Annotated in this window: 14 protein-coding genes; 2 read left to right on the top strand and 12 right to left on the bottom strand. The window is 52.4% G+C overall.

Annotation, left to right across the window (positions count from 1 at the left end; genetic code table 11):
* Positions 1–9: 9 nt before the first annotated feature.
* The 12 genes from VFG09_07645 to VFG09_07700 all read right to left on the bottom strand — a co-directional run bounded on the left by VFG09_07645 (position 10) and on the right by VFG09_07700 (position 12,602).
* Entirely contained in the window at positions 10–1,149 is a 1,140-nt protein-coding gene (locus VFG09_07645; protein ID HET6515016.1) for a nucleotidyltransferase family protein, read from the bottom strand.
* Positions 1,146–2,480: an AGE family epimerase/isomerase gene (locus VFG09_07650; GenBank protein HET6515017.1), complete on the bottom strand. Its 1,335-nt coding sequence runs from the start codon at positions 2,478–2,480 to the stop codon at positions 1,146–1,148. Before VFG09_07650 ends, VFG09_07645 begins: the two co-directional genes overlap by 4 nt.
* Positions 2,477–3,487, bottom strand: a complete 1,011-nt coding sequence (locus VFG09_07655) for a glycosyltransferase family 10 (protein HET6515018.1) — start codon at positions 3,485–3,487, stop codon at positions 2,477–2,479. Before VFG09_07655 ends, VFG09_07650 begins: the two co-directional genes overlap by 4 nt.
* Positions 3,484–4,209 carry a glycosyltransferase family A protein gene (locus VFG09_07660; protein HET6515019.1) on the bottom strand — a complete coding sequence of 242 codons (726 nt, stop codon included), beginning with the start codon at positions 4,207–4,209 and terminating at the stop codon, positions 3,484–3,486. Before VFG09_07660 ends, VFG09_07655 begins: the two co-directional genes overlap by 4 nt.
* Positions 4,210–4,224: 15 nt before the next feature.
* The gene (locus VFG09_07665; protein ID HET6515020.1) at positions 4,225–5,346 is read right to left on the bottom strand and encodes an aldo/keto reductase; all 1,122 of its coding nucleotides are present in this window, start codon (positions 5,344–5,346) and stop codon (positions 4,225–4,227) included.
* Positions 5,346–6,569: a hypothetical protein gene (locus VFG09_07670; protein HET6515021.1), complete on the bottom strand. Its 1,224-nt coding sequence runs from the start codon at positions 6,567–6,569 to the stop codon at positions 5,346–5,348. Before VFG09_07670 ends, VFG09_07665 begins: the two co-directional genes overlap by 1 nt.
* Positions 6,570–6,573: 4 nt before the next feature.
* On the bottom strand, positions 6,574–7,356 hold the full coding sequence (locus VFG09_07675; protein HET6515022.1) for a glycosyltransferase: 783 nt from the start codon (positions 7,354–7,356) through the stop codon (positions 6,574–6,576).
* A 64-nt stretch (positions 7,357–7,420) separates the two neighbouring features.
* Entirely contained in the window at positions 7,421–8,200 is a 780-nt protein-coding gene (locus tag VFG09_07680; protein HET6515023.1) for a glycosyltransferase family A protein, read from the bottom strand.
* On the bottom strand, positions 8,190–8,894 hold the full coding sequence (locus VFG09_07685) for a glycosyltransferase (GenBank protein HET6515024.1): 705 nt from the start codon (positions 8,892–8,894) through the stop codon (positions 8,190–8,192). The genes VFG09_07680 and VFG09_07685 overlap by 11 nt, the downstream gene beginning before the upstream one ends.
* Positions 8,887–10,185, bottom strand: a complete 1,299-nt coding sequence (locus VFG09_07690; GenBank protein HET6515025.1) for a glycosyltransferase — start codon at positions 10,183–10,185, stop codon at positions 8,887–8,889. Before VFG09_07690 ends, VFG09_07685 begins: the two co-directional genes overlap by 8 nt.
* Positions 10,186–10,273: 88 nt before the next feature.
* The gene (locus VFG09_07695) at positions 10,274–12,091 is read right to left on the bottom strand and encodes a glycosyltransferase (protein ID HET6515026.1); all 1,818 of its coding nucleotides are present in this window, start codon (positions 12,089–12,091) and stop codon (positions 10,274–10,276) included.
* A 37-nt stretch (positions 12,092–12,128) separates the two neighbouring features.
* Entirely contained in the window at positions 12,129–12,602 is a 474-nt protein-coding gene (locus VFG09_07700; GenBank protein ID HET6515027.1) for a PqqD family protein, read from the bottom strand.
* A 438-nt stretch (positions 12,603–13,040) separates the two neighbouring features.
* On the opposite strand from VFG09_07700, the gene VFG09_07705 reads away from it, so the two are divergent.
* Together VFG09_07705 and VFG09_07710 are read left to right on the top strand one after the other, a co-directional pair.
* Entirely contained in the window at positions 13,041–13,739 is a 699-nt protein-coding gene (locus VFG09_07705; protein ID HET6515028.1) for a response regulator, read from the top strand.
* Positions 13,736–15,472, top strand: coding sequence for an ATP-binding protein (locus tag VFG09_07710; GenBank protein ID HET6515029.1), 1,737 nt, complete (start codon positions 13,736–13,738; stop codon positions 15,470–15,472). The genes VFG09_07705 and VFG09_07710 overlap by 4 nt, the downstream gene beginning before the upstream one ends.
* The last annotated feature ends 84 nt before the right edge of the window (positions 15,473–15,556 follow it).

Raw genomic sequence — 15,556 nt, forward strand, 5'->3', positions numbered from 1 at the left:
ACCAAAGGACTATGGCGATTTCGTTAATCCGTTCTTCTGCCAGGTCATTACCCTGGACAGCGCGTAAAAGGGTAGCTTCCAAAAACTACGGCGCCAGACACTCTTGAGGAATCCCGGAAACATGATAAGTTTATACAGCCGCCCTCTCTCTCCTGCGACCCGGGAATGCTGACACCAAAGATCGAGCATTGCTCTCCAGCGGGTGGGCGGGTTCATCGTGACGTTATACTCGATATACTCAATCCACGGTACCGGAAGGTCCCGAATGCTTTCGAGGACTTCCGAAGGAACGGCAGCCGAAACCGTCTTTCGCAGATAAGCGAGGCTTTCTCTCAGAGGCAAGATGAGGCGCCGCTTCAAGGCTTGCGCAATGAGGCGGTTCCAATCAATTTCGGATTGTGCGGTGTTGAGAATGGTCATTGCATCTGCTACCCAGCGGAAGGGCGGCGTGTAATTCCACCGTGCTCCGTGAATGCAGACGTGCAACAATTGGTCGGTCGGATTCAGGGCGAGGGTAGCAACGTCATGGATGGTGACGGGTCTCGCCCCATCCCAAAAATCATCGTCGGCGTTCATCCCCCGGGATTGCGACAGCACGTGCCAATGAAGATCGAATTCCTGACCGGCGGCATTCTTAAATCCATGGGAAAAACTCACCGAGATATACTCCTCCGTCGGCATGAAATCCATGGGGGCCCATCCCAGACTCTGTAACAGCTCGATTGCAGGCAAGGCCTTATCCATTCGAATGAGGACGTCAAAATCGTTCATCGGCCGGAGCCCGTAATCTTTGTAATACCCTATGGTAAGGGGGGCTCCTTTCAAGATCAGGGTCTCTATCTCTGCTTCGCGAAAAGAACAGAGGAGAGAGGCGATAGCATGGAACAGCATCTGATTTTTGTACCACGTCTGGCGATAGACGCCCTTGTATTTCCCCATAGACGGATCCTTCAAACCATGGGTCCGGAGATTCCGATAAAGGAGCGGCAGCATGCGGTGGGAAGCGGAATCAACCTGCTCTACGTCGACGGACGATTTCCATGCCTTCCACGCCTCGACGGCGTCCTTGCCGCGTAAAAGCGCAGCCCGCAGGAGCAACTCCTGTTCCGGTGAAGGCAAACTGTATCGTTTAGATTGCCCTCTCCTCATGTGCAATCCCCCTCCTTCACGCCGTCCGCCCCACCAGGAGATGAAAAGGTCTGGATGAATTTTGTCATTGCCCGAACCTCATGATATGCGGCCTTCCATTCGTCCGCTTTCGTTGGATTCAATGGTCTTCCCTCGCAATCGGTGCTTGCTATCCATATGCCGTCGTCGGAGGGTATCTGGTACCGGAAAATCCAGTTGAGAAGCAGGTCAAGGACCCTGCGGTAATCTGCCGTTCGTTTGTACCGAAGGGCATCGGTCAGGCCTGCAAGGCATTCGGCCTGCACCCACCAGACCTTCTCGGTGTTTGACGCGGGCTGTTCACCAAAGCCTTTGAAGTAAAACCCCCCTCTCTTGTAATCGAACCCGTACGTTAAGGCATGGGTGAGAATACTGAAAGAATGGTCCCAGTCGGGAGGGCTTTCGAGGACCTCCTGTGCACGGATCATTAACCAGGCGAACTCAACATTATGGCCATAGCAGATCTCTTCGAAGCCCTCCCCCTTCACCTCGCCCCAATCGTCCAGCCGGTACTCACAAAAAGCGCTTGCCTCTTTGGGAAAGAAGAAGGTCTTGTTGATGTGCAGTGCCTCAGTCAGCGCCGATTTCACCGAGGCGTCACGAGTCACCTCGTAAAACTCTGTGAGGGCCTCCATCCAGTGCAGATGGGCATTGCCGCTCTTTACGCCGAGAACCCCTGGCAAGCCTTTCGGATACCATAACATTCCTTGCCCCGAGGATTTCAGAGGGCTGAAGTCTTCTTCTCCATGCTCCCGCCACCCCGGGTGTATCCCGTCGTGAAACTTCTCTTGTACCTTCTCAAAGAGGAAGAAGGCTTGATCGAGGGGAGCGGACAGGCCGCTTGCACGATAGTATTCAAGGAGGGCATAGAGGACAAAGGCCTGTCCATAGAGAGATTTGCAGGGATTGATCACCCGCCCCCTGAGATCGGTTTTCCAGAAGAACCCCCCGTAGTGCTTATCAAGCAAGGCACCAAGCAAGAAGCGGTAGCCAGCCTCGGCAGCCTTCAGATAATCCCGATTCCCATTGCTGTAGCCCAATCGGTGAGCCATCGAAAAAACGAGGAGGAGACGGGATTGAGAGACCAATTGTTTTTCTCCCGTCCTGCGACCGTTACGGCAAAGGGCTGCTGAAATCCATGCATGGAGACGGTTTGGCCTGTTCCGTGAAGGGGAAAGTCTGTCCGACAGGATATACCCGCCGTTTGCCAAGTCTACGGCCGTGTCATGCCAGTAGGGCATTACCTTCTCGCGCAGGCAGCGATCCAATTCTTCTGCTATTGCGCTTTCACTGATTTCTTCGAAATCGATCATGACTCCTTCTTTATCTCGCCCAGCAATCTCTTCATAAGCTGTTGTCTCAGATATCTCCCTGTGAATCGATCAGCCGAGTCAGATGCGAGAAATCTTATGGCCGCTTTTCTGAAGGAGACGATTTCTTCCTGTGACATATCCTTAATCATCCGAAAGATTCGCGCGGGGTCTTGATCCCTGCAGTCTATATAACAATCGGAAGGGAAGGTTTCCTTTACAAACGCTCCTCCGCCCCAGTAGAGGGGAACAGCACCCGATCGAAAGGCATCGAGCATCTTTTCCGTGATGTATCCGGGGAGATCGCAGTTTTCAAAAGCCAGAATAAAATTATATCTTCTCAGGGTCTTCTGCTTGTCTTCGGCAGTGCCGCAATAATTGGGAAAGGTGACCCATTTGTTTCGTTGTCCTCCCCACGGTTCCGCCCCATAAATGTCGATATCCTTTCCCATGGCCTCAACAAAGCGAATTCTCTCCCGAAGCAGATTGAGTTCAGGACGTTCGGAATACCGGTTGATGATGCAACAAAGCCTGGAGCGTCGTTCCGTAAGATTCCGCTCCAAAAGAGAGAGAGTCTTAGCTCTGCCATTGGCAAGGGCCGGATAAAACATGCGCCTGTTGATATCGGGTTCATTATACAGATAGAGGGATGGTTTCAACACTTCAGACTGGATATTTCTTCTCGTCTCTTCGGTCATGGCCGGAAGGGGCTCAAGGGTAAAGAATAGCTTCGCCTTTTGGAAGAGCACAAACTCATGGTGAAGAAAATTCTGAGCAACGAGATAATCATGCTTCCGCTTATGAAAAAGAGAGGGAAGGTTATGGAGAAAATGATAGACCGAAGGATAAAAAAGAACCCCTCCTTCACGATTTCCTACGCCGGTCATTTTGACAATCTTCCTGTTCTTATAGGTAGAAAAATAAAATAATCCCTGCCAGCTAACGTAGAATCGGAACCTTTTAATCAATCCGGCAGCAGCCCCGTACATAATATCTCTTAATCTCCTCACGATGTTGAGCCTTCTCCGGTCGTTGACTTTCGGCGCCTGTCAAGGGATGCCTTAAGAATGCGCACAACATCGGTCTGAGAACCACGCTCGCGAATACCCATGTTGGCGGTATGGATCCGCCTCAACGTAACGACTTCATCGAGAACGATGCTCTTGAGGCCCTTCTCCGCCGCCTTCAGATACCAGTCAATAAAGTCGCCCACTCTCCATGTTGTTTCAAAGAGTCCGACATGAAAAAAAGACTCCCGTTTGATGAGCATGCTGCCCTTGAAGACCCCCGGCATGACCTCGGCAGGGATGCGGACGCTTTTTCTCTCATCCTCATCGAGTTCCGGACTGTAAAACTGTTTGACCTGTCCGAATACCATGTCCACGTCGGGACTGTCTTCAAAGACCGCCACCTGATGCATTAATTTATCTTCGTTCCAGAGGTCGTCAGCATCGAGAAAGGAGAGAAAAGATCCGCCACACAACATTATGCCCCTGTTGAGGGCGGCACCGACACCGCCGTTGGTCTGGTAGACGTATCGTACCTCTGAACCAAAGCTCTTTGCTACCCCGGCGCTGTCGTCCGTCGAGCCATCATCCACCACAATGACCTCGATCGGCCCATAGGTCTGGCAGAGCACGCTCTCTATCGCCTCACAGAGGTATTTTTCGCCATTGAAGACCGGAATAATGACGCTCACCAAGGGATCGGTTATTTCGTGAAACCTAAGCATTCTGGTGTACTGACATCAGAGGCGGATTTTCTTGATCCGCAGGGAAATCTGTTCCCTTCGGTAAAGATAAGAGTACAAAAGATATTTCTTAAAGCCCTCATCCCGCAATATCCTGTAATGTGCCTTGATCGTCCGTATCAAAAGGTGCCCCAGTCCCTGCCTCGGTCTCCATAGAGCCCTTGCTCTCTCGCGTATGGTTTTGCTTTCCGCGTACAGAGCCAATCTCTTGAGTTCCGCTTTGTTCCATAGCCTTGCGCCGTAATCTTCAAACTCCTCGGTGGCGACCTTCACTCCTATCGAACCGAGGCTTTGAACATTCTCTTTAGCCTCTCTCAAGGTATTCATGGCGGGTACGACGACATCGCAGGGAGAGTTCTGAATGCACCATACGAGGTGTCGCTGGGCAGGGGTCAGAGATAGATTGTTCTCAGGGTGGTCTTTACGGCCTGCGGACTCGAAGACACTGATTTTCATTTCCCATTGCGATGGAGCACAATCCCAGCAAAAGAGTTTCATAGCCACGATGCCGACATCGTGCTCCTCGGCAATCGGAAAGAGTTCTTCGTTAGCCTGTTGAACCTTCCAGTTAAAACGTATCATGATATAGTCAATCATGTCAGTTTCACGGATGACCTTGCCGATCGTGGGGAAGAGGTTTATCGCGTGGCAGCTAAGGCCGATATTTTGGACGAGGTCCTCTTCCTTGAATTTTCTCATCGCTTCACAAGCCGCAACGATATCGTCATAGGAAGCGTCCCCGTCTCCGACACTTGCGAGAAATAAAGGCGCACGGGAATAGCCGAGAATGGCAAGTCGTGACTCAAGTTCCGAGCGGAGCTTCTGATGCCATTGCTGGGCCGAAATGAAACCCCCGTAAAGGGAAATCACGACATCCTCTTTGATATTCGCACGCCGAAAAGAATCGGCCAGCAGTTCCACTTCTTCCTTATAGGTCGTGTCAAAATAATTTACGCCGGATGAAACAAGGTAATGAATAAGGTGTGCTCGGTCGTCGGGAGAAAGGAAGAACTCAGGACCATTGCCTACAGGATGGGTGTGCCCTCCCAGCCCAAGCACATTCACTTCAAACCCTGTCCGACCAAGCCTTCGCAGAACTCTTCCTGCTTCGTTTTCCATCACCGGCCCTCTGACGAGAACTTTTCCTTGATCCAGTTCGAGAGTTGCCCCCTCCTGTAATGATATGAGAACTGGACGTACTTCCCGAGACCTTCATTTTTTAATATTCGATAATGCGCCCTGGCAGTCCGCCGCAATGTTTCACCTATGCTCTGTGTCCGCTTAGGCTTCGGAATTCTTGCCTTATTGGGCGCAAGCGGGATTCTGCACAAGTCCCGCGCCAGCACATTGGTCGAAATCAATGAGAGCCACAGGGTGAACTCGGATGTCAAGTCAAAGTCGGCGTTCGTGAATTCCCATTGTTTGCTCATGCCGGAAAGCCAGCTGCCATCGGTCCTTTGCAGCGCCATAATGTTCTTCGCCACGTGCATCGCAATGTCCCGGTACCTCGCCTCACCGGTGATACGGTAAAGCATGGCACATCCCCAAGCAGCCTTCCCGCTTGAGTAGCCGTCCCAGGGGTCAATGCAGCGCTGCTGAAAGTCAAAGTACCATTGAGCCAGCTCCCGGTACGCGGTCTCTTGGGTTGCACTTTCCAGCAGCACAAGGAAAGCCAGAGGGAGGCCCACAGCAAACCAGCACTGGTCTGCCTTCTTTGTATCGACGACACGCAGAAAGGCGTCGTGGTCGTCTTTCGGCTCTGTATACAATTGACCGTCAGCTTTCACGGCGGTGAAGAAGCGGTCATCTGATGCGGGTTGCAGTTTTATGAGGTACGAAAGATAGTCTGCAACGCGCCTGGCTTGATCAATCATCCCTGCCGCCAAACAGGCAATGCCGGCCGCACTGGAAGATGCGGTATCTGCCATCTCTTTCCCGCCATGGTCCGTGAGCCGTGAATAGAAGCCCCCGTGATCATCGGCCTGCTGGGTAAGTAAAAAAGACAGTGCAGGCAGAGCGATATCGTAGCGGCCTGCGCGCATGCTGCCGGCGACAAGATAAGCGTTGACATACGGGTAATGTCCTGTAATGTGCCATGGATGCGCACGGGGCAAGAAATCTCCTCTTGCGGTAGAAAAATTCTGACGAACGTAGGTTAGCGATCGGTGGGCTGAAGGGGAGAGGCCGGTCTCTGTCAATGCCCAGCCCGCCTTGTAAAAAGCATCCACCTTAGGATCTCTCAAGCGCTTCCAACTCCCGTCCCGATTCTGGTGAGCGACGAGCCATCGGCTCCCGGCAAGGGCGCGCTCGCAAATCTGCTTTGGTGTCAAAGGCTTGGCCATCTGATCAGTCTTCTGCCTTCCCTTCTGCCAAATCGGAAAGTATTCCCGAAGGTTCTTCCCCAATGCAAGAGAGCCTGGGCAGGGACTCAGCCGGACTCCGGGTTTTCTCCCTGCGGCGGTCGAGTGACTTCTTGAGCATGTTGATAAAATAGTGATTCCCTAATTGTTCCTGATTTGTCATATTACCTCCATGTCGCCGATAAAACTGTGTCACGTCCCTGTGTACCACCATCGAGACGCCGTGTTCTCTGGCCCGCATGAACCAGTCCCAATCATCGCAATACCTTTGTGTTTCATCAAAACGACCGACACTATCAAACACCGATCTCCTGAAGAGTGCACTGCCGACACTCATGGCAAGTACGGGGTTTCCCCATTCCCTGAATATATGTCTGCCTCCGACAATATCCGTGAAGATCATGATCTGTGTATATCCAATAACAATGTCTGCAGAGGGCGCGGCGTTCAAGTACCAAAGCTGTCGGTCCAGCTTTTTCTCGCTCCAGAGGTCATCGACGTCCAGGAATGCGATCACATCTCCCTCGGCTTCATCCAATCCTCGGTTTCGGGCCGCAGGAAGTCCTCTGTTCGGCTGATGAACATAACGTACGTCTCCCTTGAGTCCGTCGGCGATCCTTTGGGTATTGTCCGTCGAGCCGTCATCTACAATAATAATTTCTAATGGGTCGTGCTCCTGCTGCCGGATGCTCTCTACGGCCTCGGCCAGAAAGGCCTCTCCGTTATAGACAGGAATTATGACGCTGACGAAGGACGGGGGTAACTCCATCTCAGCCTCTCGCAAAAGGAATCGTTGGTATCGATCCTCCTCGCTCTGTATCGAATGACTTTTATCACGGAGTCTCTCCATAGCCTGATGAATTCTTTCGATGCGTCATAATCTTTTCGAGGTTGTTCAGTTTCGGAAAGGGCTCAACCTGTCTATCCCCTTGCTGTCGGCGACGATCAAGGGACTTTTTCAATGTCTTTATAAAATAGCTGTTCCGTAACGTTGAATCAAGGGTCATGTTGGACCCGTGCCGGCGATAAAAGAGGGTTACCTCCTGCTGTAGATCTATCGAGATTCCCATTTCCCTGGCCCGCATAAACCAGTCAGTATCTTCACCATAGCGAAGGGTTTCGTCAAAGACGCCAACCTTCTCAAGGACGGATTTTCGAAAGAGTCCGGCACTCAGGAGAAGGGCACAGAAAGGATCATGCCATTTTTCAAACCGTGGTCTGCCACCTTCGCCCCACTGCAATTTCATCGGCTGGCTGAGACCCAAAACGATCTCCACCGAAGGGGCCTCTGCCAGACGGGCAAGCTGGAGCGGAATCTTATTCCTGCTCCAGAGATCATCGACGTCGAGGAAGGCGATAAGCACTCCTTGAGAGATCTGCAATCCCCTGTTGCGGGCTGCAGCCGGACCACGGTTCTCCTGTTGAAGATACGTGATATCGTTGCCATAACTCCTCGCAACGGCCTCTGTATCGTCCGTGGAGCCGTCATTCACGACGATCACCTGCATCGGCCGGTGGTCTTGGGACAGTGCGCTTTCGATTGCCTCAGCCAGGTAACGCTCGCCGTTATATACAGGGATAATGACACTCACGAGGCTGTCTCTACCGATCATGAGAATTTCCGCTTTTCTGATCTCGCTGTCGCCCGATTGTCCGTCTGATCAGGGAAAGCACTTCCCTTCTGTTTGTCCGTACGTCGGAAGAAAGATTCCGGTCATGAATCCGTTTATAGAGCAATACATCGGGGATTATGAACATGGGGACATCTCGATCCTTCGCACGTTTAAACCATTCGACGTCACAGGCTATGCTGAGGGCAGGATCGAAGCTGCCGATGAGATTGAAGACAGACCTTCGGGCGAGCAGGGTGCCTGGCGTCCGACCTACATGGACCTGATCCAGAAACGTTTTCGTATGCCCCGGCCTCAGGCGGGCTCCCGGCTCGACAAAGAACTTCACCCATGCGTTCACATAGTGAATCTCAGGGTTTTGCAGGAGATAATCGACCTGAGTGGAGAGCTTGTTCGATAGCCAAAGGTCATCGGAGTCCAGAAATGCGATCAGTTCCCCCTTGGCAGCTTCTAGTCCCGTATTACGACCGCACGCCAAGCCCCGGCCTCCCTGACAGATGTACTTGACCGATCTGAAAAATTGCGAGATCGGGGCGGTACGGTCAACTGAGTTTCCGTCAACAACAATGACCTCATAGGGAGCGTAGTTCTGGGTGAAGATGCTTTGAAGTGCGGGAATGATAAAGCGTTCGCCGTTGAGTACGGCAACGATAACGCTCACGAGAGGCCTAGCCATGTCTTTCACGTTTCTCCTCTATCGCTTTTGTCACGGATGCCCAATCCCCAGGGCCGTCTCCGAGAATCTTTTCAGCATGAACGGCCATGGCGGTTCCGCAGAGTGAATCGATCCTCCGGATGACCTTGAGCGCCGCGTGGTTCCACGTCCAGTGTTGACGTGCCCGCAGGGCTCCCTCCGTCCCCTTCCTGACGATCTCCTGCCTTGAATGATATGCTTTTTGGAGAAGTTCCTCAAGGTGCTCCTTATCCGGTTCAAGGAGGAACCCCTCTTGGTTGAGTTCGTGGCCACAAACCTTCTTGACGCTCCGTCTGTCTGCATCGATCCGCCATCCCACCTCCTCATCCACAAAATCATCGGTAGCGCCGCCGAGGCTCACGATGACCGGAAGACCGCTGGCCATAGCCTCAAGCGTCGGCAGGGAGAAGCCTTCGCCGCGATAGGAAGAGACAAAGACGTCGCAGGCCCGGTAGAGCCTTGCCATCTGCTCTTTGTTGAATTCATCGGCAAGGTAGAGGACCTCCGGCATGCCCTCTCGGTCCTGAAATCTCCTGATGAGGTCCTGTGCCGTCTGACCCCTGTACAGGGTCTTTACACCGAGATCTTTGATGATCAGGCAGACATCGTCTTTCGAGGTGAAGGCGCGGGAGTAACTCTCAAGGAGAATGTCAATCCCCTTGCGATAGATAGTACCACCGACAAAGAGGAACATAAAGCCTTTGCTTGTTGGAAGTCTGAGAGGCCCTCCTAGTGGAGAGAAGGTATCTGTGTCTACGCCGTTGGGGATGACATGAACCTTGGCAGCATCGAGACCTGACGAGACAAAGGCGCTGCGGGAGAACGTTGACGGCGTCCAGATCTCCTCAGCAAGGGCAAAGGTGTCGGTATAGAATTGAGGCACTGCGGAATATTCCCAGGGGTGCATGATGATCCATAGGGCCTTGCCGGGCGGATTTGGCCGGGGAGGCCATTGGTGGCGCACCCAGACATAGGGTCGCTTCGAAGGGTCACGAAGGGAAAACCCCTTCATGCGGATGTCATGAGTCCGTAGTCTTTCGAATCGCGGGTTGCCCTCTGGAGAAAACTGATCCGGCTCGTAAGGGACGGTGGTGAGTTCTGCAACTCCGAAATCAAGAAGGCTTGAACAGATCTCCCGGTTTACGAGAGAGAAGGAAGTCACTGCAAACTGGGTACCCTCCCAAAAGATATGGACCTGTTGTTGAAGATCGAGGGCCGTATCAGGGCTGATCAACCGATGAAGGGCCGTATGATTTACTAAACGCTCATTCATTAGGGTCCCCGGAATTCAAGAAGCCGCAGGGGTTGCCATGATCTCCGGGGACAGAAGAGATCGTCTCCTCCAGCCAGACGAGAACGGGTCAGGAGAGAGCATGACCGCCCTGTTTGCGCGTACGCATCCTGTCCAGACTCTTTTTGAAGACCCGGAGCGAATTCAGTTCAACGGTGGTCTTGTTGCAGGTCATGTTCCTCCCATGCCTTCGGACGATGAGGGTCACGGCTTCCAGTCTCCTGATGGGCAGCTTCAATTCCTGTGCCCGCGTAAACCAGTCCGTGTCTTCACCAAAGAGCAGGGTTGGATCAAAGAGCCCCACCTTTGTGAAGGCCGATCTCCGGAACAGTGCCGCTCCGATAGAATAGGGAAAGGATTCTGCCGGATTTCCACTGTATTCATATTCACGGGTTGCGTCGGTGTAGTGAGCGAGCTGGGCGTAACCATGTATGACATCAATCTCCTCGTCTTGCAACAATTCCTTTACGAGCATCGGGAGGTTGTTCTTCGGCCACAGGTCATCGACGTCGTTGAAGGCGACAAATTCGCCTGTTGCTTCTATGACCCCTTTATTCCTTGCTGTTGCAGGGCCGTGGTTATCCTGATAGAAATATCGGATTTCCGTCGGCAACTGTTCAACGATATCCCTGGTCTTATCGGTGGAACCATCGTCGATGATGATGATTTCCAAGGAAGGATAGCCCTGAGACAGGATATTCTCCACCACTTCCCGGATGAAGGGTTCACCATTGAATACCGGGATGATGACGCTTACCACCGGCCATACTCTTGGAGAGGCGTGTGGTTCCGGAGCGCTATCGTACCTCCTCGGGACGCCTGCAGCGCTTTCACGAGCGAGGGTTTGTAAAACCTCGGAAAGAGCGACCGGGATATGCGCAAGATCGCGGCCGAGTTCGAGATTGAAGCACGGGAGGCTTGCCGACAGCTGATTGAGAAACTCATAGGTCTTAATGCCGGCGCCGGGCAGCTGAGTCATCGTCGTGAAGGATGCTGCCCGAAGAATGTTTTCTGAAGATGTTGTCGTGAGCCGCGACTTGTCGTTGCCTGAAATATGGGGGACGATGACCGCCTTCAGGGGCATCGCCTTCATGATCTGACCGCTGAATGCGGGATGGAGAAACATGACCGCCTTCTCATCCTTGAGGTTCTTGGTGTTCGAAATGAACCGGCCAAATTCGGGGAAATGTTCGACATGGTCGGCATTGAGTTTTGCGGTGTTATATAAGCTGAATGCGCAGGGTTCCGGCTTCAGCCGTGCCACGATGTAATCGTCACCGAGATAAAAGAGGCCCGATTTTAGAGAGGAGAGAGCCGTCGTTGATTTACCGATCCCTCCCTTACCTGTCAAGAGAACGGCACCCCTTTCCGTTCCGACGGCTGCTGCGTGAACAAGCTGGCATTCGTTCTTCTCCAGCCACCAGTGGAGTAAAGTCCTGAGGGGTGCGGCATTCAGCCAGGAAGGAAGACCTGCAGCATGGTCTACCCAAAAGAGACCCCTCCTTGCTTCAAGGTCCATCATGTTCAGGGAGAATTCAAACCAGTGGAAGGCGGTCTTAATCCTGCTGCTGTTATACCCCCAGATGTCTCCCCGGTACGTGTACCGGTCGCGCTTCCATGGCGGGGGAGGCATGTTGGTATTCGTTGATGTGCTGTCCCATAAACAGATGGTCAAATCAGGCGCCTCGATTTGAGGTATCCTGAGATGACTGAAAGCGGGTGTGATATGGTGAATTAATGCCCGGCCTGCAAAGGAGAGGCGGAGGGTAGTGTCGCATATCCGGTAATAGAAATCGATCTCCCCGGCAGACTCCCTTGCTTCCAGGTATCGATGATAGACATTCTGAAAAAATGCTACCTGTTCTTCTACCGTTTCTAAGGTGTCCAAGGACTATTCCCGATGGCAGGGATCGTTAACGAGACAGTCATTGCCTGTTGACGGGAAGGTCATCCCGGGAGCTTGGCCAGCCTGTTTCATCGACGTCATGAATCGGGTCCAGCAAGAGAAGGTCCTGCATATCGGTGTATTTATGTAACACGGGGTGCACGAAGATTTCCGGACCTTCACGGTGGCTTGCTGCTTCGCAGCCGGCACGACCGAGGGCCTCTTCACTTCCCCCCCCTTCGTCCGTTACAATGAGATCCTCCCGTTGTAGTTCGCTCATCAGCCGATTGAGAGCCTCTTCTATCTCGCCTCTGTCAGCCCTGTACCGACCTGCAATCCATTCGATGATTCCGTTGAGATCGAAGCTTCTGTTGATAAGTCCCCATATGTCCGCGCCCGCCCCATCAAGACTGTAATAGTTGCCGCTATCAAGATGGACCAGGACGGTCTCTCCGTCAATGGTCTCATGGATGACTTTAGGACTATTGATCCTGAACCGTGAACCCTCTGTCATCGACGTATCCTTTCTCTTGCCGTATCTTCCATGCTGAAGAGAGCGGTCAAGAAGACGAATGGTTCATGAGCTGAATTGTGAGGGGAAAGCACTGCTGACCACTGGCGGGCCTTTTCTGTCTTTTTCCCGATGCCTTCCGACCTCGCATCACGTACCTAATCCTTGGGATTGCTGTCTTTTGAACGTCTCAACGTCTGCAGGAGCATTATAGCACACAAATCCTCCCTCTTTCTCTCCGGAAGCAGAACGTTCTCAAGATGAACCGTTGGGATCAAAGTCCTCTCGAGGACGCGGAACCGGCCTCTAGAGCGGGCATCGATGACGGAGGCATCAAGAGAAAGGGGCGAAATGTTACAATTCTGTTACGATACCGTGAATATTCCGTTACATCCTTGTAGCCTCTTGCATCCTTATGCCCTCAAATGGTATATGTACAGCATGAACAATGCAAAGATCCTGATCGTCGATGACGAGCCTGATATCGTAGAACTCGTTTCTTATAACCTTACGAAAGAGGGGTTCGAGGCATTGTCAGCCTCAGACGGGAAGGAGGCCCTCGATAAGATCAGGGCAGGCGATCCTAACCTTGTTATCCTTGACCTCATGCTCCCTGGGATACAGGGCATGGAGATCTGTCGAATTTTACGCAATGACCCACGAACGAAGAGCATACCGATCATCATGCTTACCGCAAAAGGAGAAGAAGTGGACAAGGTTCTCGGCCTTGAGCTCGGTGCTGACGACTACATAACAAAGCCCTTCAGTCCACGGGAGCTCCTGGCAAGGGTTAAGACCGTCATGAGAAGGACATCGAAAAAGGCGATCGATGATAAGGTTGTCCGAATAGGGAACCTGACGATCAACAAAGAGACCTATTCCGTGAGAAAGAATGACAGAGTTTTGGATCTGAGTTCCACCGAGTTCAGGCTTCTTCTCTATCTTGTTGAGAGAAGGGGGAAGGTTTTCAGCCGTGATCAGCTTCTCGACGCGGTCTGGAAGGATGAGGCCTTTGTAGAGCCGAGAACCGTAGACGTCCACATCAGGAGACTGCGCACCCACGTCGAGGACGACCCGGCAAACCCCAGGTACGTAAAGACAAAGAGAGGAATCGGTTATTATGTCGACGGAGAAGCATGACGAAGAGAATCTTCAGACGAATCTTCGTAATCTATGCCGTTATCGTTCTCCTCGCAGGGGTTGTCGGCGAGATCTATATTACCTCGGCTGTCAGAGATAACCGTATTGCCGTTCTGAGACAGCACCTTGAAGATTCAATAGGGCTCCTTTCTCCCGGCATATCCTTTACCAACGGCAACCTTGACGCCTTCTGCAGGGGGGTAAAGGAAAAGGTCCATGCCCGTGTCACCATAATACGGATCGATGGAAGGGTGATCGGCGATTCTGACCACGAATCTGCATCTATGGATAATCACGCACATCGCACGGAGATCCAGAAGGCGGCCAATTTTGGGATCGGCATGAGTATTCGTCACAGCGATACGTTACACGAAGATTTGCTCTATGTCGCACAGAAGATGGCACGAAGCGGAACCGACGCAGGATACATCAGGCTTGCGGTGCCGTTGCAGAGTATTTATCGCTCGGTAAATCTCCTCAGGCTAAGGATGATCCTTGCTGTGTCGGCGGTGCTGCTCGTAACATGGGGAGTCTCAGTATGGCAGATCTCCCATCTGAAGAGACTTCTCAAGGAGATCACGGGTTTCTCACGGTCCCTCTCGCGGGGTGAGATAGACAAGAGACTCTTTCTCGACAAGGCGGGGGAATTCAGCGAGATTGCAGATAATCTGACCGCCATGTCGGTCACCCTGCAGGGCATGATGTCGCAAAGCGAAGAGGAGAGGAATCGTCTGAACGTTATTCTCAAGAGCCTTCCTGATGCATTGCTCATCATGGATGGGAAGGGCATGATCACCCTTTCGAGCTCTTCAGTAAAGGATTTTTTTGGAGACGTTCCTGCGGCAGGGACGGGGTTTGCAGAAGTGGTGCGAAATCACGAGTTGGCTGATCTCATCGACGAGGCACGGAAGACCCTTGCTCCGGGCACGGCTGAATTCAGCATCGAAACACCGGAGGAAAAACATCTCATGGCGAGGGTCTCCCCGCTTTTTTATCGAGGAAGTGAGCTTTCAGGGTTTGTCGCGGTATTTCACGATATCACCGAGATCAAGAAACTCGAACAGGTGAGAAAGGATTTTGTTGCCAACGTCTCCCATGAACTGAAGACCCCGATTACCGCGATCAAGGGCTTTGCCGACACGCTTCTCGACGGCGCGCTCGGAGACCAGGAAAATGCAACACGGTTTGTCCAGACCATCAGGTCGAACAGTGAGCGTATCAACGCCCTCGTCGATGACCTCATGATCATCTCCAAGATCGAACTTGGGGTCATAAGGGTCGAGAAGTCTCTCATCGATATCGGAGGGGTCTTCGAGAATATCGTGGAGCTTTTCAAGGCAAAAGCGGCTTCAAAGAATCTTTCTCTGGAAATTCACGGGGATCAGACCATCGGCCAGATCGAGGCAGACAGGAACCGCCTCATCCAGATTCTGACCAATCTCGTCGACAATGCAGTGAAGTTCACGGAAACGGGAAGGGTGACGTTCGGCATCGACAGAGAGGAAGACGGAAAGCCCTTTCTCTTTGTGGAAGATACGGGCATCGGTGTCCCTGCCAAGTTCCTATCGAGGCTCGGCGAGAGGTTCTTCAGGGTGGACCTCGCACGATCGAGAAAGATGGGAGGGACAGGACTCGGCCTCGCAATCGTCAAGCATCTTGTGAAGGCCCACGGATGGCATATGCAGTTCGAGAGTGTGCAGGGCAAGGGCACCCGCGTGAAGATCATCATTTAACCGAAATGTAACAGTGCTTTCACACTGTCGTAATGCTTCCCGCGGTATCCTTATCCACAATCGTATCAGGAACGAAGGTAGATC

The organism is Thermodesulfovibrionales bacterium (assembly GCA_035686305.1).
In the GTDB taxonomy this organism is placed as follows: Bacteria; Nitrospirota; Thermodesulfovibrionia; order Thermodesulfovibrionales; family UBA9159; genus DASRZP01.

What these genes read in the sequence shown, in the direction of transcription:
- VFG09_07710 (HET6515029.1), top strand. Translation starts at nt 13,736, where the DNA reads ATGACGAAGAGAATCTTCAGACGAATCTTCGTAATCTATGCCGTTATC.
- VFG09_07670 (HET6515021.1), bottom strand. Translation starts at nt 6,569, where the DNA reads ATGGCCAAGCCTTTGACACCAAAGCAGATTTGCGAGCGCGCCCTTGCC.
- VFG09_07645 (HET6515016.1), bottom strand. Translation starts at nt 1,149, where the DNA reads ATGAGGAGAGGGCAATCTAAACGATACAGTTTGCCTTCACCGGAACAG.
- VFG09_07705 (HET6515028.1), top strand. Translation starts at nt 13,041, where the DNA reads ATGAACAATGCAAAGATCCTGATCGTCGATGACGAGCCTGATATCGTA.
- VFG09_07685 (HET6515024.1), bottom strand. Translation starts at nt 8,894, where the DNA reads ATGGCTAGGCCTCTCGTGAGCGTTATCGTTGCCGTACTCAACGGCGAA.
- VFG09_07680 (HET6515023.1), bottom strand. Translation starts at nt 8,200, where the DNA reads ATGATCGGTAGAGACAGCCTCGTGAGTGTCATTATCCCTGTATATAAC.
- VFG09_07690 (HET6515025.1), bottom strand. Translation starts at nt 10,185, where the DNA reads ATGAATGAGCGTTTAGTAAATCATACGGCCCTTCATCGGTTGATCAGC.
- VFG09_07650 (HET6515017.1), bottom strand. Translation starts at nt 2,480, where the DNA reads ATGATCGATTTCGAAGAAATCAGTGAAAGCGCAATAGCAGAAGAATTG.
- VFG09_07665 (HET6515020.1), bottom strand. Translation starts at nt 5,346, where the DNA reads ATGGAAAACGAAGCAGGAAGAGTTCTGCGAAGGCTTGGTCGGACAGGG.
- VFG09_07660 (HET6515019.1), bottom strand. Translation starts at nt 4,209, where the DNA reads ATGCTTAGGTTTCACGAAATAACCGATCCCTTGGTGAGCGTCATTATT.
- VFG09_07675 (HET6515022.1), bottom strand. Translation starts at nt 7,356, where the DNA reads ATGGAGTTACCCCCGTCCTTCGTCAGCGTCATAATTCCTGTCTATAAC.
- VFG09_07700 (HET6515027.1), bottom strand. Translation starts at nt 12,602, where the DNA reads ATGACAGAGGGTTCACGGTTCAGGATCAATAGTCCTAAAGTCATCCAT.